The 26,328-nt window shown below is 64.2% G+C and carries 33 protein-coding genes; 22 read left to right on the forward strand and 11 right to left on the reverse strand.

The features are described 5' to 3' along the window. Positions 1-25: 25 nt before the first annotated feature. Positions 26-766 (forward strand): isoprenylcysteine carboxylmethyltransferase family protein, encoded by a 741-nt coding sequence (locus IPF76_RS01755; RefSeq protein WP_293838795.1) that lies wholly within the window; start codon positions 26-28, stop codon positions 764-766. A gap of 4 nt (positions 767-770) precedes the next feature. Next, the gene (locus IPF76_RS01760) at positions 771-1,496 is read left to right on the forward strand and encodes a nucleoside triphosphate hydrolase (protein ID WP_293838797.1); all 726 of its coding nucleotides are present in this window, start codon (positions 771-773) and stop codon (positions 1,494-1,496) included. On the opposite strand, the gene IPF76_RS01765 is transcribed toward IPF76_RS01760, so the two are convergent. Together IPF76_RS01765 and IPF76_RS01770 are read right to left on the reverse strand one after the other, a co-directional pair. Next, positions 1,493-2,260, reverse strand: coding sequence for a nucleotidyltransferase family protein (locus tag IPF76_RS01765; protein ID WP_293838799.1), 768 nt, complete (start codon positions 2,258-2,260; stop codon positions 1,493-1,495). The two genes, IPF76_RS01760 and IPF76_RS01765, sit on opposite strands and share 4 nt — an antisense overlap. Continuing rightward, positions 2,257-3,180, reverse strand: a complete 924-nt coding sequence (locus tag IPF76_RS01770; protein WP_293838801.1) for an alpha/beta hydrolase — start codon at positions 3,178-3,180, stop codon at positions 2,257-2,259. Before IPF76_RS01770 ends, IPF76_RS01765 begins: the two co-directional genes overlap by 4 nt. A 228-nt stretch (positions 3,181-3,408) precedes the next feature. Here IPF76_RS01770 and IPF76_RS01775 point away from each other — a divergent pair, with 228 nt between their 5' ends. The 4 genes from IPF76_RS01775 to IPF76_RS01790 are packed head-to-tail and all read left to right on the forward strand — an operon-like array spanning position 3,409 to position 7,277. Then, entirely contained in the window at positions 3,409-4,239 is an 831-nt protein-coding gene (locus tag IPF76_RS01775; RefSeq protein WP_293838804.1) for a diacylglycerol kinase family protein, read from the forward strand. Beyond that, a complete protein-coding gene (locus tag IPF76_RS01780) occupies positions 4,236-5,084 on the forward strand; it encodes a metallophosphoesterase (protein WP_293838807.1) in 849 nt (282 codons plus the stop codon). Before IPF76_RS01775 ends, IPF76_RS01780 begins: the two co-directional genes overlap by 4 nt. Before the next feature lie 52 nt (positions 5,085-5,136). After that, positions 5,137-6,225: a hypothetical protein gene (locus IPF76_RS01785; protein ID WP_293838810.1), complete on the forward strand. Its 1,089-nt coding sequence runs from the start codon at positions 5,137-5,139 to the stop codon at positions 6,223-6,225. Then, positions 6,222-7,277: a phosphotransferase gene (locus tag IPF76_RS01790; protein ID WP_293838813.1), complete on the forward strand. Its 1,056-nt coding sequence runs from the start codon at positions 6,222-6,224 to the stop codon at positions 7,275-7,277. The genes IPF76_RS01785 and IPF76_RS01790 overlap by 4 nt, the downstream gene beginning before the upstream one ends. A gap of 11 nt (positions 7,278-7,288) precedes the next feature. On the opposite strand, the gene IPF76_RS01795 is transcribed toward IPF76_RS01790, so the two are convergent. The 5 genes from IPF76_RS01795 to IPF76_RS01815 form a co-directional block, all read right to left on the reverse strand. After that, positions 7,289-7,849 carry a type 1 glutamine amidotransferase domain-containing protein gene (locus IPF76_RS01795; protein WP_293838816.1) on the reverse strand — a complete coding sequence of 187 codons (561 nt, stop codon included), beginning with the start codon at positions 7,847-7,849 and terminating at the stop codon, positions 7,289-7,291. Positions 7,850-8,396: 547 nt separating this feature from the next. Beyond that, positions 8,397-8,894, reverse strand: a complete 498-nt coding sequence (rpsI, locus tag IPF76_RS01800) for a 30S ribosomal protein S9 (RefSeq protein WP_293838819.1) — start codon at positions 8,892-8,894, stop codon at positions 8,397-8,399. Then, entirely contained in the window at positions 8,894-9,373 is a 480-nt protein-coding gene (gene rplM / locus IPF76_RS01805; RefSeq protein WP_293841844.1) for a 50S ribosomal protein L13, read from the reverse strand. The genes rpsI and rplM overlap by 1 nt, the downstream gene beginning before the upstream one ends. A gap of 277 nt (positions 9,374-9,650) precedes the next feature. Continuing rightward, the gene (locus IPF76_RS01810) at positions 9,651-9,953 is read right to left on the reverse strand and encodes a hypothetical protein (RefSeq protein WP_293838822.1); all 303 of its coding nucleotides are present in this window, start codon (positions 9,951-9,953) and stop codon (positions 9,651-9,653) included. Further along, complete coding sequence (locus tag IPF76_RS01815; RefSeq protein ID WP_293838825.1) at positions 9,950-10,999, reverse strand: COX15/CtaA family protein; 1,050 nt, start codon at positions 10,997-10,999, stop codon at positions 9,950-9,952. The genes IPF76_RS01810 and IPF76_RS01815 overlap by 4 nt, the downstream gene beginning before the upstream one ends. A gap of 104 nt (positions 11,000-11,103) precedes the next feature. On the opposite strand from IPF76_RS01815, the gene IPF76_RS01820 reads away from it, so the two are divergent. The 6 genes from IPF76_RS01820 (at position 11,104) to galU (ending at position 16,174) form a co-directional block, all read left to right on the forward strand. After that, on the forward strand, positions 11,104-12,096 hold the full coding sequence (locus IPF76_RS01820; RefSeq protein WP_293838828.1) for a M48 family metallopeptidase: 993 nt from the start codon (positions 11,104-11,106) through the stop codon (positions 12,094-12,096). A 66-nt stretch (positions 12,097-12,162) separates the two neighbouring features. After that, on the forward strand, positions 12,163-12,696 hold the full coding sequence (gene msrA, locus IPF76_RS01825; protein ID WP_293838831.1) for a peptide-methionine (S)-S-oxide reductase MsrA: 534 nt from the start codon (positions 12,163-12,165) through the stop codon (positions 12,694-12,696). Positions 12,697-12,973: 277 nt separating this feature from the next. After that, the gene (locus IPF76_RS01830) at positions 12,974-13,519 is read left to right on the forward strand and encodes a YfiR family protein (RefSeq protein WP_293838834.1); all 546 of its coding nucleotides are present in this window, start codon (positions 12,974-12,976) and stop codon (positions 13,517-13,519) included. Beyond that, positions 13,516-14,727 carry a diguanylate cyclase gene (locus IPF76_RS01835; protein WP_293838837.1) on the forward strand — a complete coding sequence of 404 codons (1,212 nt, stop codon included), beginning with the start codon at positions 13,516-13,518 and terminating at the stop codon, positions 14,725-14,727. Before IPF76_RS01830 ends, IPF76_RS01835 begins: the two co-directional genes overlap by 4 nt. A gap of 22 nt (positions 14,728-14,749) precedes the next feature. Beyond that, positions 14,750-15,250, forward strand: a complete 501-nt coding sequence (locus IPF76_RS01840) for an OmpA family protein (RefSeq protein ID WP_293838840.1) — start codon at positions 14,750-14,752, stop codon at positions 15,248-15,250. Between the two features lie 60 nt (positions 15,251-15,310). After that, a complete protein-coding gene (gene galU / locus IPF76_RS01845) occupies positions 15,311-16,174 on the forward strand; it encodes a UTP--glucose-1-phosphate uridylyltransferase GalU (protein WP_293838843.1) in 864 nt (287 codons plus the stop codon). Between the two features lie 37 nt (positions 16,175-16,211). On the opposite strand, the gene aqpZ is transcribed toward galU, so the two are convergent. Further along, on the reverse strand, positions 16,212-16,937 hold the full coding sequence (gene aqpZ / locus IPF76_RS01850) for an aquaporin Z (RefSeq protein ID WP_293838846.1): 726 nt from the start codon (positions 16,935-16,937) through the stop codon (positions 16,212-16,214). A gap of 184 nt (positions 16,938-17,121) precedes the next feature. On the opposite strand from aqpZ, the gene IPF76_RS01855 reads away from it, so the two are divergent. Then, positions 17,122-17,427 (forward strand): hypothetical protein, encoded by a 306-nt coding sequence (locus tag IPF76_RS01855; RefSeq protein ID WP_293838849.1) that lies wholly within the window; start codon positions 17,122-17,124, stop codon positions 17,425-17,427. A 53-nt stretch (positions 17,428-17,480) separates the two neighbouring features. Here IPF76_RS01855 and IPF76_RS01860 read toward each other — a convergent pair whose 3' ends face one another. Beyond that, positions 17,481-18,149 carry a S24 family peptidase gene (locus IPF76_RS01860; RefSeq protein ID WP_293838852.1) on the reverse strand — a complete coding sequence of 223 codons (669 nt, stop codon included), beginning with the start codon at positions 18,147-18,149 and terminating at the stop codon, positions 17,481-17,483. 135 nt (positions 18,150-18,284) lie between these two features. Between IPF76_RS01860 and IPF76_RS01865 the strand changes: the two genes are divergently transcribed. Together IPF76_RS01865 and IPF76_RS01870 are read left to right on the forward strand one after the other, a co-directional pair. Further along, complete coding sequence (locus tag IPF76_RS01865; RefSeq protein WP_293838855.1) at positions 18,285-18,548, forward strand: hypothetical protein; 264 nt, start codon at positions 18,285-18,287, stop codon at positions 18,546-18,548. Next, positions 18,545-18,871, forward strand: coding sequence for a hypothetical protein (locus IPF76_RS01870; RefSeq protein WP_293838858.1), 327 nt, complete (start codon positions 18,545-18,547; stop codon positions 18,869-18,871). Before IPF76_RS01865 ends, IPF76_RS01870 begins: the two co-directional genes overlap by 4 nt. An 11-nt stretch (positions 18,872-18,882) precedes the next feature. On the opposite strand, the gene IPF76_RS01875 is transcribed toward IPF76_RS01870, so the two are convergent. Further along, positions 18,883-19,725, reverse strand: coding sequence for a hypothetical protein (locus IPF76_RS01875; RefSeq protein ID WP_293838861.1), 843 nt, complete (start codon positions 19,723-19,725; stop codon positions 18,883-18,885). Positions 19,726-19,783: 58 nt separating this feature from the next. Further along, positions 19,784-20,992 carry a TIGR04063 family PEP-CTERM/XrtA system glycosyltransferase gene (locus tag IPF76_RS01880; RefSeq protein ID WP_293838864.1) on the reverse strand — a complete coding sequence of 403 codons (1,209 nt, stop codon included), beginning with the start codon at positions 20,990-20,992 and terminating at the stop codon, positions 19,784-19,786. 66 nt (positions 20,993-21,058) lie between these two features. Between IPF76_RS01880 and IPF76_RS01885 the strand changes: the two genes are divergently transcribed. From IPF76_RS01885 to IPF76_RS01910, 7 genes are all read left to right on the forward strand, one after another. Further along, positions 21,059-21,214 carry a hypothetical protein gene (locus IPF76_RS01885; protein ID WP_293838866.1) on the forward strand — a complete coding sequence of 52 codons (156 nt, stop codon included), beginning with the start codon at positions 21,059-21,061 and terminating at the stop codon, positions 21,212-21,214. Continuing rightward, complete coding sequence (locus IPF76_RS01890; protein ID WP_293838868.1) at positions 21,207-22,565, forward strand: putative O-glycosylation ligase, exosortase A system-associated; 1,359 nt, start codon at positions 21,207-21,209, stop codon at positions 22,563-22,565. The genes IPF76_RS01885 and IPF76_RS01890 overlap by 8 nt, the downstream gene beginning before the upstream one ends. Then, positions 22,562-23,689 (forward strand): acyltransferase, encoded by a 1,128-nt coding sequence (locus tag IPF76_RS01895; protein ID WP_293838871.1) that lies wholly within the window; start codon positions 22,562-22,564, stop codon positions 23,687-23,689. Before IPF76_RS01890 ends, IPF76_RS01895 begins: the two co-directional genes overlap by 4 nt. A 45-nt stretch (positions 23,690-23,734) precedes the next feature. Beyond that, a complete protein-coding gene (locus IPF76_RS01900; protein ID WP_293838874.1) occupies positions 23,735-24,745 on the forward strand; it encodes a DNA topoisomerase IB in 1,011 nt (336 codons plus the stop codon). Positions 24,746-24,767: 22 nt separating this feature from the next. Further along, the gene (locus tag IPF76_RS20690; RefSeq protein WP_366498949.1) at positions 24,768-25,484 is read left to right on the forward strand and encodes a mechanosensitive ion channel domain-containing protein; all 717 of its coding nucleotides are present in this window, start codon (positions 24,768-24,770) and stop codon (positions 25,482-25,484) included. Continuing rightward, positions 25,485-25,775 (forward strand): hypothetical protein, encoded by a 291-nt coding sequence (locus IPF76_RS20695; protein WP_366498951.1) that lies wholly within the window; start codon positions 25,485-25,487, stop codon positions 25,773-25,775. It begins immediately after the preceding gene. Between the two features lie 94 nt (positions 25,776-25,869). Further along, on the forward strand, positions 25,870-26,328 hold the full coding sequence (locus IPF76_RS01910) for a MaoC family dehydratase (RefSeq protein WP_293838877.1): 459 nt from the start codon (positions 25,870-25,872) through the stop codon (positions 26,326-26,328).

The raw sequence follows: 26,328 nt of genomic DNA on the forward strand, positions 1-26,328 counted from the left end.
ATCTGCGGCCAACAGGCGGAATCCTATGTACCAACAAGAACTCGCCCGCAGCGGCAAGCGTCTCTTTTTCATTCGCGGCACCTATATTTACATCACGATCGCGATTTCAGTCCTGATTGCCTGGTGCAGCAAGGATTGGGGTCCGTTCCAGACCGCCACCGGCGACTGCACCTGGTTCTGGCTGTCGCTCGGCGTCGCCAGCGCAGGCGCGATCGTCCGCGTTTTCACCAGTGGCTGGGCCGCGCTCGGCACCTCGGGCCGCGCGAAAGTCGCTGCCGAGGCAAGCGAACTCAATACGACCGGGCCTTATAGCCTGGTGCGCAACCCGCTTTACGTCGGCCGCATCCTCAATTTCACCGGGCTGGCGATGCTGTCGGGAAGTTGGGTGTTCGGCGCAATTGTCTTCCTGCTCGCGATCCTGATCTACGAACGCATCTCGATCTACGAGGAAGAATATTTGCGCGAAAAATTCGGCGCAGCGCATGCAGAATGGGCGAAAGACGTCCCCGCGCTGCTCCCCCGCCTGCACGGCTGGGTGAAGCCCAAATACCCCTTCTGGTGGAAGCGGATGATCTGGCGCGAACAGAACAAACTGTTCCTGCTCGCCACGACCGTTTTCCTGACCTGGTTCGCACGCCTCGACTTCGACTTCGGCGCTCTGACCGCCGAGCAGTGGAACTGGGTCTATGCATATGCCGCGCTCGTCGTCGTCCGCTTCATTGTCGGCGGGCTGAAGATGATCGGTTTTTTCAAGGAACTGAGCTGAGCACATGGGGGACGAAATCGGTCCCCCCATTTCTGCAGAGTCAACACTCGCTCCCCTCGTTGCTGTGGTCGGCAGCGACGGGTCAGGAAAATCGACCCTTTCGGCCGACCTGCTCGCGCATATCCAGAAGACGCGCGCAGCGGAAAGCGGTTATCTTGGCCTCGGTTCAGGCGAACAAGGGCGACGCATCGGACGTTGGCCGATCATCGGCCCGCCGCTGCATCGCTTCCTTGATGGTGTTGCCGATAGCCTGCGCGAACCCGGTGGGCCGATCCCGGGCTACCTCGCAGCACGCTACGCACTGATAAAGTCGAGCAAACGCCGTGCGAAGTTCGAGCAGCTGGTTGAGCGCCGCCGCGCGGGTGTCACCGTCGTCACCGACCGCTATCCGCAGATCGAAGTGCCGGGCCTCCACGACGGCCCAATCCTCGCCGGCTACGCGACGGACGCGCGTCTCGCCGCCATGCAAGCCAAGGAACGCGCGCTTTATGTCGAAATGGCGGCCTATGTTCCAACGCTCGTCATCCGTCTGCACGTCGACGTCGAGACGGTGATGGCGCGCAAACCCGACCATAACCGCGCCCTGATCACGCGCAAGGTCGAGACGGTGCCAATGCTCGCATTCAGCGGCGCGCCGATCGTCGATATCGACGCGACGATTCCGTATGAAGAAGAGCTGGCGTTGGCGATTGCGGCGGTGGACGACGCGCTCGGCGCAGCCGAAAGCTAAGGTACGGACTTGGCCGCCTTAATCCGCTCAATCAATTCGATATCAACAGGCTTGTCGGCGTCGATGCACGCTTCGGCCTCAGACATCGGCACCACTTTCGCCGTCAGCCCGAAACGCAGCCCGGCGCGCGCTACGCCCTGCTGAATCGTGAACAGACGCAGCAGCGCGCCAATCAGCAGCCACGGGCCGAAGGCGGCAATGATCTTGAGTCCCTTTTTGCGGTCGCGTTCGATCCGGCCCCAGAAATCGAGCAGCGGCAGAACCCGGCGCCCGCGCAGGTAGAACATGTTCGCCCCCGACCACCAGCCGCCGCGAAACTTGAGCCACGTCCGCTTCGATTCCGGATAACGTAGGAGCAGCACGGCGCGCTCGACCATCGCCACCGCCACATCGCTGTCTGCCGCGCCGCTCAGAAATTCGGCGATCATCGTGGGCGTCAGCAGGACATGGTCGGCAGTGGTTACCAGCAGGGGGGCGTCGCCGGGGGGCAGTGCTGCGGCAAGCGAACTGCTGATCCCCTGCCCCGAATCCGCAAAATGGAGGTTCGCGAGCTCCGTCAGCGCCAGTTCGGCTGCAAGTTCGGCGCTGTTCTGCGCCAGGATCGTGATTGGACCGACCAGCGGCGAGGCGCGCAGCGCGCGCACGACATGAACCAGCATCGGCTGCCCGGCGATCGGGAGCAGCGCCTTCGTCAATACGCCGCTGCCGGTGAGCAACGGGTCGAGACCGGGGCGGCTGCCCGCAAGGACGATCGCCGGGATCATTGGGCAATTGGCGCTTGCGAGACGCGGCGCGCGGTGACGCCGCGCAGGAAATCGGTCATCTCGGGCAAGATCGGCCCCTTGTACGCCAGCGGCTTGGTCAGCGCCATCACCAGGTCATTGTGGCTGAGCCCGCCATATTCGCGCAGCGTCGCCGAACCGCCAACCTTGTGCATCGCCGCAGCCAATCTTTGGCTGTTGCGCACCCGCACGACGGTGTCGGCGGTGCCATGGCCCAACCACAAAGGCGGCGCATCAGCGCGGACGAACGTAATTGGCTGCGTTTGCTCGACCGGCCTGATGTCGCCCATCGCGACGTCGGCCCGGCCGCCCTTTTCGAACGGGTAAAAATCGGCCGGCCCGGCGAGCGCTGCGACGCCGCGGATGACCGACGCATCGCTGCCCGCCGCTTTCATCCACCGCGGGTCAAGCGCCAGCATCATCGCATTATACGCGCCCGCCGAATGGCCCGACAGCGCGATGCGATCGGGATCGCCGCCGTAGCGTGCTATATGCGCGTCGGTCCAAGCTACCGCGGCGGCGCTGTCGTGCAGGAAATCGGGCCAATGGCCCTCGGGCACGATGCGGTAGTCAGGGATGACGACAACAAAGCCCTGCTTGGCGAAGGCGCGACCAGCAAAGCCATAATCGTCGCGCACACCGCTGTACCAGCCACCGCCATAGAGGAAGACAAGCACCGGCAGCTTGTCGGTTTTCTTGGTCCCCGTCGGTACCCAGATATTGAGCTTGTTGCGCTCCCCCGCACCATAGGGCTGCCCCGCAACCTGCAATGTCGCGCCAACGCTGTCGCCGAGCACTCGGTCGCCAAGGTTGAGCGACTTCGCGCCGCCCGCGACGATCATCCGCGCCGCGCCGCCGAACAAAAGCACGAGCAGGGCGGCCACCACCAGAAACTTGATCACTCGCGGTCCTTTGGTAGCCTGTGCGTTCATCGTTTCGCCCTACAGGGCGGGAACGCGGGGAACAAGGAGGGCGGTGAGACCACACCCTACTTCGTCTCTCGGACTTGATCCGGGGTCCTCGAATGCTCAAGCGGGTTTGCGGTAAAGGGTCGATGGATCCCCGATCAAGTCCGGGGTGACGAAAGAACCGTCCGCCACCTTTTTCGCGCTCATGCGTAGGACAGGGCGATGCCCAGCCCCTTCTCCCGCCCCGCCCTTGTCTGCAATACCCAGAGCGGCAGTCATGACGACGCTGTCCGGGAGCAGATCGTCGAACTCTGCCGCGACTGCGGCGCCCCGCTCGTTGCGACCTTTGCCTTGCCCGACGGCGACATTCCCGACGCCGCCGAGCTGACACGGCAGGGCATCAATCTGCTGCTCGTGTGGACCGGCGACGGCACGATTAACGCGGCGGCGACGAGAGCGGCGGGCTGGGACGGCGCAATCCTGGTGCTGCCGGGGGGGACGCTTAACCTGCTGTCGAAGGCGCTGCACGGCGACCGGCCGGCACCGGAGATTTTGGCCGATGCCCTGCAGGGCAAGGTGCGGCGCAGCCCGATCCCGACCATCGTTTCCAACGCCGGCACCGCCTTCATCACCGTCGTCGCCGGCCCGGCGACGCGCTGGGCCGAAGTGCGCGAGACGATGCGGCAGGATGGACTGATAGAGGCGAGCCGCGCAGCCCCCGACGCGCTCGACGAGATGATGAACGCCCCCGGCGTGCGTATCGGCACGGACGGCAAAGCCTATCCGGCGGTGATCCTGACACCCACGCCCGGCGGCATCCGCGCCGATGGCATATTGACCGAAGGCACCGGCGATGTGCTGCGTCACGGCCTCGCGTGGCTGGGCGGCGATTTTCGCGACGGGCCGAGTGAACCGATCGTGACCGGCGCGACGGTCGTGCTCGAAAGCGACAAACCGATCAGTCTAGAGTTCGACGGCGAAATGGCCGACATGGCGTCGCCCGCGAAATTTTCGCTCGGCTCCAGCGCGGTCGACTTCCTCGCGACGGCATGACGCGGCTATTCCACATCAGCGACCTGCATTTCGGACTCGAGGATCGCGCCGCGCTCGACTGGTTTCGGGAATGTGTCCGCCGCGAACAGCCCGACGCGGTGCTGATCACCGGCGACCTCACGATGCGCGCCCGCAGCCGCGAGTTTGCGGCGGCATGCGACTGGATCGAAACGCTCGATGTGCCGGTCACGGTCGAGGTCGGCAATCACGACCTGCCCTATTTCAATCCGCTTGCGCGCTTTTTCTGGCCCTATCGCCGCATTCGGCGGATCGAGCGGCTCGTCGAACGCGAGCTTAATCTCGCGGGGGTCGCGGTCGTGCCGCTCAAGACCACCGCGCGCGCACAGTGGCGGCTCGATTGGTCGAAAGGCTGGGTGACACGTCATGCGCTCGCCAAGACGCTGGCTGCGATCGACACGCTGCCCGCCCAGACTCTGACACTGGTCACCGCGCATCACCCGCTCGTCGAAGCAGGCACCAAAGGCCGCGCTCTAACCCGCGGCGGAGCCCGCGCACTTGAGACACTGGCGTCGCGCGGCGTCGCCGCGGTACTGACGGGCCATGTCCACGACGCGTTCGATCTGGTCGCGCCGACTGCCGCTGGTCCGATCCGTATGATCGGCGCCGGCACCTTGTCGCAGCGCATCCGCTCAACCCCGCCCAGCTTCAACGAACTACGTATCAAGGATGACGACGTGGCCGTCCGCGTCCGCAACGTAGAAGCGGTGCCGACCCCCGATATGCAGATCGCCGACGTTCCGCCAGACGCGCTGCCCCCGCGCGAACCCGGCGAGCCAGTGGCGCCTATCCATGCCGTTCCCCCGGTCGATCCGCCGGTGCATTGACGCCGCGTCCCATCGCGTTAGGTTGCAAGAAAAAACGGGATGAGGAACGACGATGCTGACCAAGGGCGACGATTTCCCGCTGCACCAGAGCGCCGAGCCGATCGCGTTCGCCGGCACCGACCGCAATTTTTACGACCGCTATTTCTTCAACGGCTATGCGCCCGACGGATCGATATTCTTCGCCGCCGCGATGGGATTTTATCCTCAGCTGGGCATCGTCGACGCGGCATTCTGCGTCCTGATCGACGGGGTGCAGCATAACCTCCGCGCCAGCCGCCGCTCGGCGGGCGAGCGGCTTGACCTGGCGGTCGGCCCGATTGCGATCACCATCGACGAACCGCTGGAGCGACTGACGCTGACAATTGCCGCCAATGACGGACCGCTCGCCGGCGAGCTGCATTTCACAGCGCGCCATTTCCCTATCGAGGAACCCCGCTTCACGCGCCGCAACGGCACCCGCCTGTTCATGGACTATACCCGCATGACGCAGAACGGCCACTGGTCGGGCTGGCTGGCAGTCGATGGCGCGCGGATCGAAGTGGGAGCCAACTGGGCTGGAACACGCGACCGCAGCTGGGGCATCCGCCCGGTCGGCGCCGCCGAACCGCAGCCGCCGCCGCAGGGCAATTTCAACCAATTCTTCTGGCTGTGGACGCCGTGCAACTTCGCCGATCGCTCGCTGTTCTTCCACAGCAATGACGATGGTGAAGGCAATGCGTGGAATCGCCGCTCAGTACTGGTGAGCGGAAATGGCGGTGAACGCCATTTCGCCGATCCGGCGTTTGCCGCCGAATGGCAGTCGGGGACGCGGCGCCTGACCAGACTGACCGCCGATTTCGATGGCAGCACGCGCCTGATCCTTACCCCCATCGGACCGCTATTTGCAATGAGTGGGCTCGGGTACACGCATCCCGCCTGGGGCCATGGCTTCGACCATGGCGACCTCAAAGTCGCGCACGACCGCCTGTCCGAAGCCGAGCGGGAGTGGGGCAACCCCCTGGCGATGCATGTGCAGGCACTGGTTCGCGCCGAGCTGACGGACGGCGATCGCACCGATCACGGCCTCGGGGTGCTCGAACAATTGTTCGTCGGTCCGCATGCGCCCACTGGCCTCGCAGGCCTGTTGGAACCCACCCCATGAGCTTTCCGACGTCGCCCGAGGCGATCAGCGCCGACTGGCTCGGCGCCGCGCTTGGGCAGCCGGGAAGGCTGAAGGGTTTCAGCGCGGCCAAGGTCGGCACCGGGCAGATGTGCGACAGCTACCGCCTCATGCTCGATTGGAAGGATGGCGACTGGCAGGATGGCGCCGACGCCCCCGCTACCGTCATCGCCAAATGCCCAAGCCATGACGAGGCCAGCCGCAATATCGCTAAACTCACTGGCACCTATGTCAAAGAAGTCAGCTGGTATCGCGAGCTTGCTACCACAAGCGGCGTTCCGGCACCGCGCTGCTACCATTCGGAGATTGCGGACGACGAGGTCGACTTCATCCTGATCCTCTCCGACCTCGCCCCGGCGCGGCAGGGCGACCAGCTGACGGGGCTAGGCCTCAGCGGCCTCATACCGTGCATCGAGTCCGCAGCGAAGCTCCACGCCTACCTCTGGAACGATCCACAGCTGGCACAAATGCCATGGCTCGCGCGCGACAATGGTGATCTGATCCGCGCGCTGTTCCCGCAACTCTACTTGGGATTTCGTGAACGTTATTCGGGCCGCCTCGTGCGCGAAATCCTCGACATCGGCGCGGGCATCGTTGCTAAGCTCGACGCTTATCTGTCGCGCGAACCCGCAGCGCGGACGCTGGTCCATGGCGACCTGCGCATCGACAATATCCTGTTCTCCCCCGACGGCAACGCCTGCTGGCTCGTCGACTGGCAGACACTGGGGCGTGGCAGCGGCGCGGCGGACCTCGCTTATCTGGTCGGCACCAGCATCGCCGACCCGCTCGAGCGTGCCGCCGCCGACCGACCTGCCTTCGACCACTGGATCGCAGCGCTGGGCTCGCACGGCGTCGATTTCGATACGGCGGCACTTTGGGACGATTACCGCGTCGGCGCCTTGAGCGGGTATTTCATGGCGGTCTTTGCGTCGATGAACGTCGAGCGCACTGACCGCGGCGACGAAATGTTCGCGGTGATGGCCGAGCGACCAGCGCGGCAGGCGCTGGCGCTCGGGAGTTTGGATTTGTTCTGATTGTTCCGCAATCAGGCTTCAACGCGGCTTTCAGCCACCGCTTCAATTATTGCATCGCAAAAAGCAGGCAGAGCGTCGGGACAGCGGCTGGTGATAATATTGCCGTCGACCACGACCGCCTCGTCGACAAATTCGGCGCCCGCGTTGACGACATCGGTGCGGATCGACTTGTAACTGGTCAGGCGCTTGCCCTCGGCGAGTCCCGCCTCGATCAGCAGCCACGGGGCGTGACAGATGGCGGCGATCGACTTGCCAGCGCGGTCAAAGTCGCGAATGAGCGCCACCGCGCTTTCCTCGACGCGCAAGAGATCGGGGTTCATCTGACCGCCGGGCAAGACGAGAGCGGCGTAATCATCGATATTGACGTCAGCGATCTTCAGGTCGACCTCGACGTCATCGCCCCAATCGTCGCCGTCCCAACCGGTAATGTCTCCTGTGGCGAGCGACGCGATATCGACTTCGGCCCCTGCCGCCTGGAGCCGCTCCAGCGGCACCTCGAGTTCGGACTGTTCGAAGCCGTCGGTGGCCATGATGAGAATACGCTGCGATGCGAGCGGTTTGGAATTGGCCATAAAATGTTCCTTTCAAGGTTGAACATCTCCAACGCCGCCTCCAGCGAGGATGTTGCGTCGCGCCGCAGTCGCCGCGCCACGAAAAAAGGGCGGCCCGTCGCCGGACCGCCCTTCCCCCTTTGTTCGGTTTTCGCTCAAAAGTGGAAGGTCACCGAACCGCGATGACGCGGGGTCGATACATCCTTGCACCTGATCGTCGTGTCGGCGCCGATCGACAGATGGACATGCCGGTGGTGACGGTGATGCCGCCGCCGATTCGAACCCGTCCTTGCCGGTCCCGGGCAAGCCGCACACCGACGCCAGCAAGCCTCTGCGGCGCACGCGCGCCGAATCGAAACTAAGCCTTACCAACTACCCCCTTAGCATTGGAGCATACCTCGTCCGGATCAGGACTTGGCGCATTGGGATAGGTTAACTGCCCATGACGATCGGATAATTACTGAATGACCAATATTAACTCCGTTCGTCGCGTTCGCCGCAAGCATGAAAAAGGGCGGCCCGTTGCCGGACCGCCCTCCTCTTCTCCACCCGTCGGTGGAAAAAGCTCTTATCGCTTCGAGAACTGGAAGCTGCGGCGGGCCTTGGCCTTGCCGTACTTCTTACGCTCGACTGTGCGGCTGTCGCGGGTCAGGAAGCCGGCCGTCTTGACGACACCGCGCAGCGCGGGCTCAAAACGGGTCAGCGCCTGCGCGATACCGTGCAGCACGGCGCCCGCCTGGCCCGACAGGCCACCGCCCTTGACGGTGGCGACAATGTCGTAGCTGCCGATGCGATCGGTCAGGCCGAAAGGCTGGTTGATCACGAGGCGCAGCGTCGGACGCGCGAAATATACTTCCTGGTCGCGGCCGTTGATCGTGATCTTGCCCGTGCCGGGCTTGAGCCATACGCGGGCGACGGCGTCCTTACGGCGGCCGGTCGCATAAGCGCGGCCTTGCTTGTCGACGATCTTCTCGCGCAGCGGTGTGGTCGAGACCGGAGCTGCGACAGTGCCTTCGACGGCGCCGGCGAGGTCCTTGAGATCGGTCATGGTCTGTTCGTCAGCCATTATGCACCCACCTTGTTCTTGCGGTTCATCGACGCGACGTCGATCACTTCGGGGCTCTGCCCTTCATGCGGATGTTCCGATCCAGCGAAGATGCGCAGGTTGCGCATCTGCTGGCGGCCGAGTGGGCCACGCGGGATCATGCGTTCGATGGCCTTTTCGAGCACGCGCTCGGGGAAACGGCCTTCGAGGATCTTCGCCGGGCTGGTTTCCTTGATGCCGCCGGCATAGCCGGTGTGCTTGTAATAGCGCTTGTCCTGCAGCTTCTTGCCGGTGAACGCTACCTTCTCTGCGTTGATGACGATGACATTGTCACCGCAGTCGACATGCGGGGTGAAGCTCGGCTTGTGCTTGCCGCGCAGGATATTGGCGATGATCGTTGCCACGCGGCCCACGACCAGGCCCTCGGCGTCGATCAGCACCCATTTCTTTTCGACCGTTGCGGCGTTTGCCGATACAGTCGTCTTGGTCAGCGCCTTCATCATGGCACGCTCCTTGACAGATAGGGACTGGGCGATGGAGCAATGCCCCAAGGCCCGAAACAAACTGCGCCGCCTGATCCACGAGGGACGCAGCGGCGCTTCGGAGCGGGCCAATGACGCCAAGCGGGCGTAAAGTCAAGCATATCGCGGCTTTGCTGACGGGTATTATGATACCCTATGCTTCACGAGGCAGGCTCGAACGCCCGCATCCGCTCTTCGACGAGCGTCTGTCCGGCGCCCCCGGCCTCGACAATCCAGCTCTGTCGCCTTTCCTGCATCACCAGCCCGGTGGCGGTACGACGGTCCACAGATGGTCGATTTGCAGCGGGGCGCTGTCCCCGGCTGCCATCGGACTGTGCTCAACCTTTGAGATCGTGCGCAGCGTACCGTCGTGCATAATCCTTACGTTCGCGCCATCGAGCGCTGCCTTAGCGGGATCGCGGCATTCGCGGGGGCGACCAGTGCGCGCACGTCGGCGGTCGCCAGCCGGCCGCGTTTGGCGGTCGGCAGTCGGCAGTCGGCAGTCGCCGGTCGGCGGTGCGGCGATCAGCTGCGCCAGCTGCTTGGCAAGCAGCATCATGCGGCGGTGCGGCCCAGCCGGTGCAGCGCCGCGGCGGCGATGCCGACCAGGAGGGCACCCACCACCTGATGCGCGACGGCGACCCACATCGAGACGCCCGACACTACGGTCCAGATGCCCAGCATCATCTGCGCCCCGACGACCACGATCAGCAGCCCGGCTTCGCGCTTGGCCCCGAAACGCAACAAGCTGCGCGCGAGCAGCAACAACGCCAGCGCGGCGATCCACGACCACCAGCGATGCAGGAAATGGATCAGGAAGGGATCATTGGTCAGCGCCCACCACGCGCCGCCCGTCCAGTCGATTCCTTCGGGTACGAAATGTTCGTTCATTAACGGCCAGCTGCTGGCAACGAACCCGGCATTGAGACCCGCGACCCACGCGCCGAGCAGCAGCTGGACGAACAGGATCGCGATCACCGCGATGCTGCCGCCGGTCAGCCGCGTGGGCCGTTCCGCCGGATCGCGCGCCAGTGCGTCAAGGTCGCGCGCAGTCCAGACAAGGCCCGCGAGCAGAAAAAGCGCCGTCAGCAAATGCGCGGCAAGGCGGAAATGACTGACGTCGGTGCGATATTCGAGCCCCGATGCGACCATCCACCAGCCGAGCGCGCCTTGCAGCCCGACGAGCGAAGTCAGTGCCAGCAGACGCCCGCCATACCCCGCCGGGATCGCGCGCCGCCAGGCGTACCAGGTCAGCGGCACGACCATCGCCATACCGACCAAGCGTCCGAGGATGCGGTGCAGCCATTCCCAGAAAAAGATCGCCTTGAACCCGGCCAGGGTCATGCCGAGGTTGATCTCCTTATATTCGGGGATCTGCTTGTATTTTTCGAATTCCGCAATCCAGTCGGCCTCGTTCAGCGGCGGCAGAACCCCCGAAACCGGACGCCATTCGGTGATCGACAGCCCCGATTCGGTCAGGCGCGTGATCCCGCCAACCCCGACGACGATGACCACCAGCAATGCGACCGCCCACAGCCAGCGCGCGAGCGCGGCGGGGCGGGCTTGGCGGGTGGCGGGCGGGGACAATGGCGAGGCGTGCGTCATCGCTTCGCCCTATCGCCGCTTGGCCGTCGATAGGCAAGCGTCAGGCAGGTACGAACAGCGGGAAATTCATGGCCGCGACAGGCGCGCGTTGATATGCGGTGCCGATGCTGCATCGTGCTTCCGTCCTTTCTGCCGCCCTGTCGCTGCTCGCCGGTGCACCAGCGAGCGCGGCGGCGCCCGCCGATCCGTCGCTATATGCATCGCTGGCGGCGCTGGAGGCGCGCGTTGCCGCGATCGGCTTTCGCCTGACCACCGCCAATGCCGCCTGGTGCCCCGTGCAGCAGCCCCAATTCGGTTGGGTCTGGGGCGATCCGCGCCTTTATGACGCGGATCGGCGGCCAGAGGCGCTCGCCGCCTATGGCGCCGTGGATCGCGACGCGCCCTTTGTTGCGGCGCTTGCACCAGCCTCGCCAGCCGCAAAGGCGGGACTGCGCGTCGGCGTGGCGGTCGTTGGCATGCAAGGCAGGGCGGTGCCCGATGGCGCGGACGGCCACCCCTTCGCCCGGATCACCGCTGTCGAGATAAAACTCGCGGCTTTACCGCCCACCGCCCCGCTCGCGCTCGACACTGGCGATGCTGGCGCGATGAACCTCACCCCCGTCGCCGGTTGCGTCAGCGATTTTCGCGTCGAGGCGAGCGAGAAGGCTGGCGCTGTCGCCGACGGCCGAATGGTGCTGGTCAATCAGGGCCTCACCGAATTTGCTCACGACGACGATGAACTGGCGGCGGCGATCGCGCACGAGCTGGCCCATAACATCCTGCGTCACCGCGCCCGCCTTGATGTCGCGGGGGTCGATCGCGGGCTCGGCAAGCAGTTCGGGCGCAGCGCACGGCTGTTCAAGCAGACCGAGGTCGAGGCCGATCGGCTGTCGGTTTGGCTACTCGCCGGTGCGGGGTACGACTCGCTCGCCGCGGCACGTTTCTGGACCTCTTTCGGCCAGCGCAAGGGTCGCCCGCTGTTCCAGGCCGGAACGCATCCCAATTGGCGCGACCGCGTCGCGTCGCTGGAAACCGAAGCAGCACGGATTGAAGCGGCGCGCGCCAAGGGCGAAGCGCTCCACCCGCCGCTGATCGACGCGCCGCCGCCCTTGGAATAGCGCCGCGCACCTCCTATTTTGGGGGCATCCGCTTCCCCCGAGCTTTCCCAGACAAGGATCGATGCCATGACCCAAGAAATCGCCATTTTTGCCGGAGGCTGTTTCTGGTGCACCGAGGCGGTGTTCCAGTCGCTGGCCGGGGTCGAGCGCGTCGAAAGCGGTTACATCGGCGGTCATGTCGCTGATCCGACCTATAAGCAGGTATGCGGCGGCGACACCGGCCATGCCGAAGCGATCCGGATCACCTTCGATCCCGCGGTCATTTCCTATGACGACCTGCTCGATGTCCATTTCGCGACCCATGATCCGACGACGCTCAATCGCCAGGGCAATGACGTCGGCACACAGTATCGCAGCGCGCTTTTCCCACTCGATGCCGGGCAAGACGACGCTGCGCCCGCCGCGATCGAACGGGCGCAAGGCGATTGGCCGGCGCCGATTGTCACCACGATCGAAGCCGCATCCGACTGGTACCCGGCTGAGGATTACCACCAATCCTATTGGGATGGCGAAGGGCAGCGCAATCCCTATTGCATGGCGGTCATTCCGCCGAAGCTTGCGAAACTGCGCAAGGGTTTTGCTGACCGCTTGCGCGCCTGATTTCGTCGGACCGTCATTCCAGCGAAGGCCGGGATCTCGATTTGGCATCGTGATGCAATGGCGAGATCGCGGCTCTTTCGGCGGCCTTCGAGGCGCTCAGGATAGGCTTCGCCTGGATGAAAAAATTGGTGCGTGTTGGCTTGGCATTCGGTCCCGGAGGACCCTTGCCAAATGGCCGCATGACGTCACTTTTCCTTGACTTTCCAATCCTTTTGACTAGCGGACACCCCCTCGCTCGGGCAGACCAGGTCCAGGCGCAGTTGGGGGTCGCGGCAAGGTGCTGGCATCGCTGTTTCTGATCGGCGCGTCGCTGACGACGCCCCAGATGTCGGTTCAGGCCGTAAGCCAGACGATCGTCGTGGACAGTGACGATGCGATGGCGCGCGCGGTCAACCGGATGGTCGGCGGTATCGTCAGCTATGCGCGCTGGCCTGACGGATCTATGGGTTCGGCGCGCGTGATGTGCGTGATCGGAACGCCGCAACTGACCGATCGCATGGCGCCCGATGTCCCCGGTGCTGGTTCGGTGACGGTAAGGCGGCTCGCTGTAGGGGCAGCGACCAGCCGCAAAGACTGCGACATCCTGTTCCTCGGCCAAATGGCGGTAACCGACCGGCGGCAACTCATTGCATGGGTCCGCGGCCGCCCCATCCTGACGATCACAGATGATGACGCCGCGTGCATTTACGGCGCGATGTTCTGCGTCAGTGGCCGCGCCGCAAGCCTCAGCTTTTCGGTCAACCTCGACGCTATCGGGCGCGGGCCACTGCGGATCGACCCGCGCGTGCTGACGATCGGGCGTAGCACGGGAGCCCCGCCATGACGGGAAAAAGCCCCGAACGGATCGGCGCGCGCACGACACTGCAAAAGCTGCTCTCGCGCTTTCACTTCGGCATCACACTGTTCGCGGTCGCGCTGTCGGGCCTCACCATCCTGCTCGCCGGGGTTTCGGCGCTGCGCGGCTATGCCGATCGCAACATGGAGCTGGCCGCGCAGCTTGGCGCTTATGGCATCGAGCCCGCGCTGGTATTCAACGATCCGCAGGCAGCGCGCGAGGGATTGGAACCGCTGACCCGTATCCCCGGGATCGCGCGGCTGCGCGTGCTTAACGATGTCGGGCAGCCGCTGACGCAGTGGACCTCGCCGCTCGCGGACCCCGCGCCGTTACTGACCCGGATGTTTTTCCCGCGCCCCTTCGCAGTGGCTGTCAAACGCAACGGCTCGGCAATCGGGACGATCGAGGTCTGGGGCGATAGCTCGACGCTGATCGACTATGTCCGCATCGGTCTGCTCGCCGGACTCGGCTGCCTGCTCATCACGGCGTTCGGGACGATCTTCCTGGCGCGTCGGTTCGAATATGAACTGGTCAAGCCTTTGAACGAGATCGCGACCGTCGCACATGACGTTCGGCTCCACCGCCGGTTCGACAAGCGCGTCAAACCCTTAGGCATCGCCGAACTCGATCGGCTGGGCGGCGACATCAACGCGCTGCTCGACGAATTGCAGGGCTGGCAGGGGCATATGGAAAGCGAACGCGCGATGCTTGCGCACCGCGCCTCGCACGACACGCTGACCGCGTTGCCGAACCGCGATTCCTTTGACGAGCAGCTCGCGCTGCGCATTGCATCGACCGAAGCGCGCGGCGAACGCTTTGCCCTGCTGTTTATCGACGCCGACAATTTCAAGGCCGCAAACGACAGTTTCGGCCACGCCGCGGGCGACGCGGTGCTGATCGCATTGTCAGCGCGTATCAAGGAAACGCTGCGCAAAGGCGATTTCGCCGCGCGCGTTGGTGGTGACGAATTCATTGTCATCGTCGATCCACTCGACGCTGACGCCGCCCCCTACAACCTGGCGAATAGCATTCGCGCCTGCGTCACCCAGCCGGTCGTACTTCCCGGCGGCGCGACTTATCACGCGTCGGTCAGCGTCGGCGTCGCCGTCTATCCCGACAACGGCGGTGATGCGACGGCGCTGCTGACCGCGGCCGATGCCGCGATGTACGCCGACAAACTGAGCAACCGTTCCTGAGTTTAACCATCGGAGTGATGCCGTGACCCAGACTATGCTCCAATCGGTCAAAAGCTTGCTACTTGTCCTCGGCGCTTCGCTGCTCGCGGCCTGCCAAAGCGTGCCGCCGCAGGTCGGGTTCTCTCCGCAACAAATTGCCGTGCTGAAGGCCGAAGGCTTTGTCGACAAGCGTTTCGACTGGACGTTAAACATGCCCGAACGCTTGCTGTTTTCCACTAATGAAAGCCGAGTGTCGACTGAGCAACTGGACTATGTTGCCGGTATGGCGGAAAGGCTCTTAGCGGTCGGAATCACGACAGCGCGGGTCGAGGGCCATACCGATTCAATGGGGACGGCCGCCTATAATCTGACACTGTCCCAAGCGCGCGCAGCGGCCGTCGCCGTGCCGATGCAGGCCAGCGGGATGCAAATCACCGCCGATCAGATCGTCGGCCGCGGCGAAGCGGTACCGATGTCGAGCAACGATACCGATGAAGGGCGTCAGGACAACCGCCGGGTGGTGGTGATCGTGACGCCACGATAGCCGAGGTATCGGCGGCTCGTTCGACTTTCCTTGTCAACCTTTCGCAGCTAAGCCCCGCGCATGAAACCGATCCGCAAAGCCGTTTTTCCCGTTGCCGGTCTCGGCACGCGCTTTTTGCCGGCGACCAAGGCGATTCCGAAGGAGATGCTGCCGATCGTCGATCGGCCGTTGATCCAGTACGCGGTCGATGAAGCGCGCGAGGCGGGGATCGAGCAGATGATCTTTGTCACCGGCCGCGGCAAGAGCGCGATCGAGGATCATTTCGACATCGCGTTCGAGCTGGAAAAGACGATGTCCGAGCGCGGCAAGGATCTCTCGGTGCTTGCGCCGACGCGGCTCGGGCCGGGCAATTGCGCCTATGTCCGCCAGCAGGAGCCGCTGGGGCTCGGTCATGCGATCTGGTGCGCGCGGTCGATCGTCGGCGACGAACCCTTTGCGATCTTCTTGCCCGACGAGTTCATGCACGGATCGCCCGGCTGCATGAAGCAGATGGTCGATGCCTACCACCAGGTCGGCGGCAATCTGATCTCGGTGCTCGAAGTGCCGCGCGACCAGGTGTCGAGCTATGGTGTCATCGCGCCCGGCGCGCAGGACGGATCGCTGACCGAAGTCACCGGGCTGGTCGAGAAACCGTCGGTTGCCGATGCGCCGTCGAACCTGATCATCTCGGGCCGCTACATCCTCCAGCCCGAGGTGATGCGCGTGCTTGAGGGGCAGGAGAAGGGCGCGGGCGGCGAAATCCAGCTGACCGACGCGATGGCTAGCATGATCGGCACCCAGCCGTTCCACGCCGTGACCTTTGACGGGGCGCGCTACGACTGCGGATCGAAGGCGGGCTATATCCAGGCCAATCTGGCGGTGGCGCTGCAACGCCCCGATATCGCCGCCGAAGTGCGCGCCTTTGCGATCGATTTGCTGACATAAGACCGGCGGAGGCGGCTAGCCCCCGCCGGATCGGCGACTATGCGCCTTCGATATTCGGTTTCGGGAAGGTGTCGGCCCCTAACGTCTTGTACAGCAAGCCGCCCACCGCGCCGCCGATCAGCGGTGCGAGCCAGAACAGCCACAATTGCTGGATCGCGAGCCCGCCGACGACGAGCGCCGGGCCGGTGCTGCGCGCCGGGTTGACCGAGGTGTTGGTGACCGGAATCGAGATCAGATGGATCAGCGTCAACGCCAGCCCGATGGCGAGCGGGGCAAAGCCTGCGGGCGCGCGCCCATCGGTCGACCCCATGATGATCCACAGGAAGAAAGCGGTGAGCACGATCTCAATCAGGAACGCCGACCAGATGTCGTAACCGCCCGGCGACCCGGCATCAAAACCATTGGCTGCGAGGCCGTTGGTTGCCAGATCATAGCCGGGATTGCCGCTGGCAATGTAGAACAGCAGGAACGCCGCGATCACCGCGCCGACCACCTGCGCGCCGACATAAAGCGGGATATCGCTCGCCTCGAAGCGCCCGCCCGCCCACAGCCCTACGGTCACCGCGGGATTGAGGTGACAGCCCGAGATATGGCCGATCGCATAGGCCATGGTGACGACCGTCAAGCCGAACGCGAGCGACACACCGAGCAGGCCAATGCCGACATCGGGAAATGCTGCCGCCAGCACCGCACTGCCGCAGCCGCCGAAGACAAGCCAGAATGTGCCGATCAGCTCGGCCAAGCCTTTTTGTATGTTCGTCATATGACCCTCCTCCCCACCGGTGGCCATGGACGCCCCCGGCGCAGCGTCAACCTAACACCGCGAGGCGCCGCCGCAAGCCTTCTAATCCTTCGCGCAGCGCTTGGTCTGGGCCGTCCGTCGCAATCTGCTGTTCACATCCCGGCCGCTATGCAATGGGCGAAATTCCGTAAGGGAGACGACGACCATGCGTGCCATCATCATCACCCTTGCGGCGCTGCCGCTACTCACCGGCTGCATCAGCGCGGTGAAAACCGTCGTCACCGCGCCGGTCAAGGCCGTTGGGCAAGTCGCCGACTGGACGACGACTAGCCAGGACGAATCCGATCGCAACCGCGGCCGCGAGATGCGCAAGCGCGAGGAGCAGCTGGGCAAGCTGTCGCGCCAACGCGACAAAGCCGCCGGGAAATGCCGCGACGGCAACGAAGAACAATGCCAGCGCGCCGAAGTACTCGAGCATGAAATCGAAGCGGTGATGGCGGCGCCGCGTTAACGCGGCGGAACGCTGCCTGATCCCCCCTCCGCGAAGCGATGGGGATGATCAGGTTACCGCACCCGCCGCCCCGTCCACACAACGCGGCCCACCAGCCGCACCGACGCCATCGGCAGGTCGTCCCAGCTGCGATAATGCGGATTGTCGCTGATCACCGAAATCCGCCCCGGTCCCGGTGCGCGCGCGACGCGCTTGACCATCAGCACATCGTCCATGCGCAGGACATAAATGCCGTCGCGCAGCCGCGCCGCGGTGTCGCCACCGTCGACGAGTATGTCGTCGCCATCGTCCAGCGTCGGCGCCATCGAATCGCCCTCGACGCGAATAATGCTGAGCGCACGCGGATCAGCGCCGAGGTCGCGCAGCCATTTGGGGTCGAACGCGACCTCGCCCTCGACCGGTTCGCCCTCGACGCTGGCCCCCGCGCCCGCCGAGGCGCCGATCGCCAGTTTCGGGACCAGGATCATCCCCGGGCCGCGCATCCACGCCGCGCTCGCAACACGCTGGATCGGCCCGCCGAGCAGGGCTTCTGACACCCCCAAATAGGCGGCGATCCGCGCGCGGTCCTGTTCGGCGAGCCGCCGCGGTGAGCCGCGCTTGATATATTGCTGGATATAAGCAGGGTTGCGCCCGATCACCTGCGACAGACGCGCATAATCGATGCCCTTGTCGATCAAGAGGCGGTCGAGCGCGGCGCGCGGGTCGGCAACATGGTCGCTCATGGGGTAGTGCAATTGTCCTTCCTATTTCGTCCCTAGCAAGCGGATTTTTCCTAGACAAGTAGGAAAATGAGCATCAGATAGGATTTCTCCTATCGGGTGAGTCGCCCGGTTGTCAACACGATCACGGAGGAAATTATGGAGCGCACATTGTTGCAACGGATCGACGCCTTTTTGAAGGAGTCGGCGATGCCGCCCACCGTGTTTGGCCGCGCCGCGGTGCGCGACCCGCGGCTGGTCCGCGATTTGCGTGACGGTCGCGAACCTGGCGTTCAGCTGATCTGTCGTGTGGAACATTACATGAACGCGTGGCGTACCGAGTGTCATGCGGGCCGGGTCGCACCGCAGGGCGACCGGCGGACACGGCTCTTTCGGGAATCCGCCAGGGGAGCACAGGCATGACGCGCTGGTCGCCCGCGCAGTCGCCCCGTCCCGGCTGCCCGCACCGCCGTTTGCGCCACCTACTTGGCGGCGCTTTACCGAGCGGACTGGCGATCGGCGCGTCGACGCTCCGGCCGTGGGCGAGCGCGAATTTTGTCGGCGCGCGCCACATCTTTCCCTGCGTTCTGGCGGAGGGTGACGCAAAAACGGTCGGCGCCGCGTTACAGGGCGCGTTGAACGCGGCCGAATGGCCGCTGCCCGGTCATGTCGTCGCCGATGTCGTCGCTGAATGCGGCAAGGCGCCGGCCGCATTGCAGATCGAAATTCTGACGGTGGAAGATTGAGCGGGCGGACGCTAGCCGACCGACTGACGCGTCATCCGCTGCAGGGTGCTGAGCGCAGCTTCGAGCGCAAAATCAACCTCGGGATCCGCGACGGCGCCATCACCAGGCGCCGGACTCGCAGTCGTCGCAGCCACCTCGCTTGCCGGTTCGCGGCGGCGGGCAAGTCCCGCCTCGAGCCGTGCGACCATCGCGCCCAGCGAATTGTCCGTGGGCGCGGGCAGCGGCGGCGCGTTCATATCGGCGGGCTGGAGCCAAGGCTCGTCGCCGGTGACCACCACTTCGCCGGGGGCGAGATCGGCAAGCACCAGCTCATCGGCATTTTGTTCGGTAAATTCATCGAGCCACAGGTCGGCCTCGGCGCTATGGTCGGCAGCGGTGGCGCCAGTCAGCGGTCCTAGTCCGCCCGCGGGAAGATCGCGGCCGGCACGGATCGGCGGGCGCAGCGGATCGTCGGGATGCAGATCGACACGGCGGCGGCGCGTCCAGAAGGCGTCGCTATCCTCGTCTGCATCCGCATCGGGCGCGCGGCGGAAACGTCCGCGCAGAGAGGTCAGGCCCGCCGCTTCGGGCTGCGCGATCAGCAGCGCGACCAAGCCCGCGATCAGCGCGGCGATCGCTGCCATGCCGAGCGCCAGCACGAGCCGTCCGGCATTGCCGATCGGCGGCACAAAATAGTCTGACAGCCGATCGAGATAGAGGTTCCAGCCGATCCCCGCGATCCACGACATCGGCATCACGGCGGCGAACAGAAAGATCAGCGCCGCAGCGCCAATCACGGCCGGCACGGCGGGGCGCAGCGCACGGAGCAGCGCGCTCGATACGGCCTGGCCGGGGTTGTCGCGGGTCTCGTCCATAACGTCCAGTTCCGTGCGGCCCGTCGGGCCAAAAAAAATCGTCGCGGCGCTGGTGCGTTCAGGCGGCGCCGCGCAGCAATCGCTGGTAAACCGGCTCGTAACGTAAAATGTTTGATGACCAGTTACGATGGGTTTCCACAAAAATACGTGCTGTCCGCCTTCGTTGCGCCCAAATCCCCCGATTTTCGAGTAGCTTCGCCAGCGCATCGGCAATCGATTTGGGTTCGTCGGGGGCGAATAGCGTCCCGGTGACGCCGTCCTCAATCAATTCGCGGTGGCCGCCGACATCCGAGGCCGCGACCAGCTTGCCCTGCGCCATCGCCTCGAGCGGCTTGAGCGGGGTAACCAGATCGGTGAGCCGCATCTTCTTGCGCGGATAGGCGAGGATATCGATCAGCGAATAATATCGCTCGACCTCGTGATGCGGCACGCGGCCAACGAAATGGATCTGCGCAGCAGCACAGGACACCGCGGCCTGCGCCTTCAGCGCCGCCTCCATCGGCCCGCCGCCAACAAGCAGCAGCCGCGCGCGAGGCTGCACAGCAACCAGCGCGGGCATCGCGGCGATCAGGTCGTCGATCCCCTCATAATCGTAAAAGCTGCCGATATAGCCGATCACCGCGTCGTCGGCGGCAATCCCCAGCGTGTCCGCCAAACTATTGTCGCGCGGTGGCGGATCGCCGAACAGCTCCAGGTCGACGCCGTTTGGCGAGACAGTAATTTTGTCCGCATCGATCCCGCGCGCGATCAGGTCGCCGCGCAGTCCCTCACAGATCACCGCGACTGCATCTGCCGATTTCGCCGCATGCGTCTCAAGCTGCCTGGTCAGCCAGTAACGCAGGCTTCCCTCGCGCCCGGTGCCGTTGCCGACCGAGGCATCCTCCCAGAACGCGCGGATTTCATAGATGACCGGGATGCCCAGCCGCTTGCCGACGCGCAGCGCCGCGAGACCGTCGAGCACCGGCGAATGCGCGTGCAGCACATCGGGCTTCCATTGCCTCGCCAACGCTTCGACCCGCTTAGCCAGCGCGCCGATTTCGCGCCATTCGCGGATCGGCGCGCGCGCGGGCGCGATGGGCGGGGTGCGGTAAAAGGTCAGCCCGTCGACCGTTTCGCCGTCCGGCCCAGGCTCAGGATGGCGCAGCCCGGTTACCCCAGCAACGTCCCAGCCCTTTGACGCCTGCGCCTTCATCAGCGCGCGGGTGCGAAAGGTGTAGCCGCTGTGCGTCGGCAGGCTATGATCGAGGACGTGCAATATTCGGGTCATTATGTTGGCCTCTGGCAGACAAGGCTTAACGCCGCGTCAACCCAGATAGCCTAGGCGAATGGCGACATGGTCGACAATTTTTCCATTGGTCTAACGCACGCCTTGATGGCGATTGCATTATGGCGACTGCTCCATCGCGACGATCTCGATCGCGAGGTCAGCCCGCGTATGCAATGGCAGCAAAACCGCGACGCGGAACCGGAAGACCACCCCGATGCGTGACATTGCGTTCGTCGCCTTTCTGTTCGCCTTCATCGGGGTCGGGGTCCGCAAACCGTTCCTGTTTGTGCTGTGCTTTTGCTACATCGACATCGTCGCGCCGCAGCGGCTAAGCTATTTTCTGATCAACTCGATCCCGATCTCGCTGATCGTCTTTGGGCTTGCGATCCTCGGCTGGCTTGCCGCCGACGACAAGCGCGATACGCGCTGGTCGGGGCGGCAGATGCTGCTCTTGCTGCTCCTCGCCTATTGCGGAATGACGACGATGTCGGCCGACTTCCCGGTCGAAGCGCAGGATAAATGGAGTTGGGTTTGGAAGGCGCTCGTTTGGGCGATTTTCCTGCCGCTCACACTACGGACCAAACTGCGGATCGAATCGCTTGCGCTGATCCTGCTGCTCTCGGCCGCCTCGATTGCGATTGCGGGCGGGATCAAGACCGCTGCGGGCGGCGGCGGCTACGGGTCGCTACAGCTGCTGCTCAACGAAAATTATGGGCTGTACGAAGGCAGCACGATGTCGACCGTCGCCATTTCGATCATCCCGCTCATCCTGTGGTATCGCCGTCATGGCACCATTTTTCCGCCTGACTGGCGTGTCTCTTTATTCTGTTTTGCGCTCTGTTTCGCCTGCATGTTGCTGCCGGTGGGAACGCAGGCGCGCACCGGACTTGTGTGCCTGGCTGTCCTGGCAATCCTGTCGCTGCGCGCGGTCAGGCATCGCTTTCTCTATATCACAGGCGCCGGGCTGCTAGCCATCGCCGTAGTCCCGTTCCTGCCCCAAAGTTACACCGAGCGGATGGAAACGATTCAGGGCTACAAGGCCGACCAATCGGCATCGACTCGGGTCGCGGTATGGGCCTGGACATGGGACTATGCGAAGGAGCACCCCTTCGGTGGCGGCTTCAACGCGTATATCCAGAACCGTGTCCGCGTCGAAAAAGCCGGAAGCGCTTACGACCCATCGGCGCCACAGGACGCCGCGGCCACGGTTTATGAGGAACAGTCGCGCGCCTATCACTCGAGCTATTTCGAGATGCTGGGCGAACAGGGCTATCCCGGCCTTGCCCTGTGGCTGCTGCTCCACGCTGTCGGGCTGGCCCGGATGGAAGGATTGCGCCGTCGTTATCTCAAGACGCGGCGGGCCGAGGAGCAATGGATCGCGCCGCTGGCCACTGCGCTCCAGCATGGCCATATCGTGTATCTGGTCGGGTCGCTGTTCGTCGGCATCGCATTCCAGCCTTTCATTTACATGATGCTGGCGCTCGAGATCGGGTTGTCCACTTATTGCCGTCGCCGCGAGCGCCAATCGGGGATGCGGCCGATGACGCCGCGCCAGGTCGGTGTCGCGGCATGACTGCATCTGCGCCGGTGACCATGCTGCCAACGCTGACCGGCTTGCGCGGGATCGCCGCGCTGGCGGTGCTATTCTATCATATCCGCGGCGCGATGACGGGCTTTCTGCCCGAACAAGGCATCGCCGTTCTGGCGCAGGGCTATCTGGCAGTTGACCTGTTCTTCGTCCTGTCGGGCTTTGTCCTGTGGTGGAATTACGGCGCGCAGTTCGGCGAGCAAGGCATTCGCGCCGCGCCGCATTTCATCGTCCGGCGCTTCGCGCGAATCTTTCCCTTGCATCTGGCGATCTTGACGGCAATGGCCCTCTTCGCGGTGGCGCTGATCATCAGCGGACGCGACCCCGGCGCACAATATCACTTCAGCGCGTTGCCCGCGCATTATCTCCTGGTCCAAAATTGGGGATTCGGCGATCAGTTGGCATGGAACGATCCGGCGTGGTCGATTTCAACCGAATGGGCAGCCTATCTGGTGCTCGCCGTCACGGGCGGCTGGCTGGCACGCCTGCGCATCGACGCGTGGCGTTTTCCGCTGCTCGCTCTTGCATTGGCGGCGGGGGTTGGATGGTGGTTTGCGGCAACCGGACGGACCAGCATCGGCGACGCCATTCCAACCACGGGACTGATCCGCTGCCTCGTCGAATTCGGCCTCGGAATCATCCTCTGCCAATGGTGGATCGGGCAGCGCGAACGAGTGCATGGCTCCGTAATCATTTACGCCACCGCGTTTGGGCTGGTCGGTGCGAGCACGTTGCTGCTGATCGGCGCCCATTCGCAGCCGGCGGCGGTACCGCTGATCATGGCGGCCGTCGTCATTCTGGCGCTCCAGGCATCGACGGCGCCGCGCCCGATGTTGTCCGGCCGGGTCGCGCAATGGCTCGGCGATATCAGCTACGCAGTCTATCTGTCACACTTCTTCCTGTGGATCCTGTTCAAGCTCTTTTTCGTCGATGACCTGGCGCTGGTACATCCGGCGATGATCCTGGCCTTTGTCTTGCTGACGCTCGCCGTGTCGCATATTGTGCATGTTGGCCTGGAAGTGCCTGGACGGCGGATCGTCCAGCGCGCCGGCGACCGCCTGCTCGCCACACCGCAAACGGCTTTCGCGGCGGACCCGGGCAAGAGCTAATATGCTTTTCGGGAACCATCGGCCACATCGGGGCGCTAATGCGCCATGTCCACTCCGCGCCTGATCCATGTTGACGATGGCTTGCCAGGCATTACGCGCGAACGTGTCGGCGAGGGATGGCGGTACCGAGACAGCAGCGGGAAAATCGTTCGCGACCGCCACGAAATCGCGCGGCTCAATTCGATCGCGCTGCCCCCAGCCTATGAGGATGCGTGGTACTGCCCCGCTGCCAACGGCCATATCCTCGCCACCGGTTTTGACGCACGCGGACGCAAGCAATATCGTTATCATCCCGATTTCCGGCTGGCGCGCGAAGCCGACAAATATGACCGCTGCGCCGCCTTTGGCCATGCGCTGCCGCTGCTGCGCGCGCGGCTGGTGGACGATCTGGCGCGGCGTAACCTGTGTCAGGAACGCGTCGTCGGCGCGGTCGTCCGGCTGCTCGACCTTGCGGCGCTACGCGTCGGCAACGAACAATATGTCGCAGCGAACAAAAGCTTCGGTGCAACCACGTTGCGTCAGCGGCACGCCAAACTGATCGGCAAGACGCTGCGGCTGAGCTACCGCGCCAAGGGCGGCGCCCAAAAGGAGGTAATGATCAGTGACCGCAACCTGACGACATTGGTACGCCGCTTGCAGGATCTGCCGGGGCAGAATCTGTTCCAATATGAAGACGATAGCGGAGTCTGCACGGTCGCGTCCGAAGATGTGAACGCCTATATCCGCGAGGCGATGGGCGACGAATTCAGCGCCAAGCATTTCCGTACCTGGTCGGCGAGCGTCGAGGCCTTTTCGTTCCTGTATGACGCCGCTGAACCACCCACCCTCAAGGCGATGCTCGAACATGTCGCCGACCGGCTCGGCAACACCCCGGCGATCGCGCGCAAGGCCTATGTCCACCCTGCGATGATCGCAGCGGCGCAGGACCGGAGCGACTTTGCCGCGGCAGTCGGACCGTTGCCGCGCGTGGCCAAATATCTTTCGCGTTACGAACGCGGATTTTTGGCCTATCTGGAGCGCGCCCCCGCCGCTGCGGCGCTGCTGCAATCCGCCTGACCCCAGACCCAAGAGGACCGACGTGACTTTCTCCATCCTTGCCGCGGCGCAGTCTGTTGCCGCCAAGACCGTCGCCGAGGCTCCGACCCGCAACCCGCTTGCCGACATACGCGCCTGGTGGGACAGCAGCGTCGCGTGGGTGAACAGCCATTGGCTCCAGATCGGCATCGCGATCGCCGCGGGTCTCGCGATCTATTTCCTGCTTTCCATGATCCGCGGCTTTGCGCTGAAGCGCGCGCAGGCCACGCCGGGCGAATTCACCCTGACCCACATCGTCGGGCGGGTGATCCACAAGACCAAGTCTTTCGTGCTCGCCATTGTCGCGGTCCGCATGGTCGCCGGCTATGCCCAGCCCCCCGCGGTGATCATGCAGATCATCCAGCTGGTGTTCACCGTCGCGGTCGTGCTGCAGGTCGCGATCTGGGCGCGAGAGGTCATCCTTGGGCTGATCCAACGCCGCGCATCGGACGGGCATAACGAGACGCTGGCGAACGCGATGGGGATCATCCGCCTGCTGATCAGCGTCGCGCTGTTCGCGATCGCGACGATCGTCATTCTCGACAATATGGGGGTCAATGTCACCGGACTGGTCGCGGGTCTGGGCATTGGTGGTATCGCTATCGGTCTTGCCGCGCAGGGTATTTTTTCGGACTTGTTCGCGTCGCTGTCGATCATTTTTGACCGGCCGTTTCGCGTCGGCGAGACGATCAAATATGACACCAGCACCGCGACGGTCTAGGTGGTTGCGTCGGGGCAGGAATTCATCCGCTCGAGCTTCCTGACCTTTGGTCCTTCCAGTCTCGATTTCGAATTGCTGTTCGATGTGTTCAGCGACGAATTCGACGTCGTCGCCGCAGCGCGCACCGACGTCGGCATTCGCGTGTTCGAGGCGATGGCCAAGGCCGGTTACGAATTTGCCTATCCAACCCAGACGACCTTCACCGCCGCGCCCGACGGCACGATGATCATGCCTTTTGCCGAGTCCCCGAAACCCAAGGCCAATGCGGAGAAGACCGCCAAGCGCAGCTGACGCTACGGCGCCTTGGGATGGCGGCTTGGGCCTTGTGCAAGGCGTCCAGACAGGCCTAGAACGCGCGCCGAACCAATGATCGAGGGGATGAGCGATGGCCACAATCACGCCGCAGGAATTGCAGACCAAGGTCGGTGAACATCTCGGCACTTCCGATTGGGTGCTCGTCGATCAGGACATGATCAACAAGTTCGCCGACGCGACGGGCGACCACCAGTTCATCCATATCGACGAAGAAAAGGCCAAGCTGACGCCGTTCGGCGGCACCATCGCGCACGGTTTCCTGACCCTGTCGCTGATGCCGATGCTCGGCCAGAGCACCGACGGCCCCAAGGTGGGCGGCGTCAAGATGGGCGTCAATTACGGCTGCAACAAAGTGCGTTTTCTGTCGCCGGTTCGCTCGGGCAAGCGCGTGCGCAGCCATATCAAGCTGCTCGAACTGGAAGAAAAGCGTCCCGGCCAGTGGCAACAGACCAATGAAGTGACCGTCGAGATCGAGGGCGAGGAAAAGCCCGCCCTGATCGCCGAATGGATCAGCCAGTTTTTCGTTTGA

The sequence above is a fragment of the Sphingopyxis sp. genome (genome assembly GCF_016704835.1).
GTDB lineage: Bacteria > Pseudomonadota > Alphaproteobacteria > Sphingomonadales > Sphingomonadaceae > Sphingopyxis.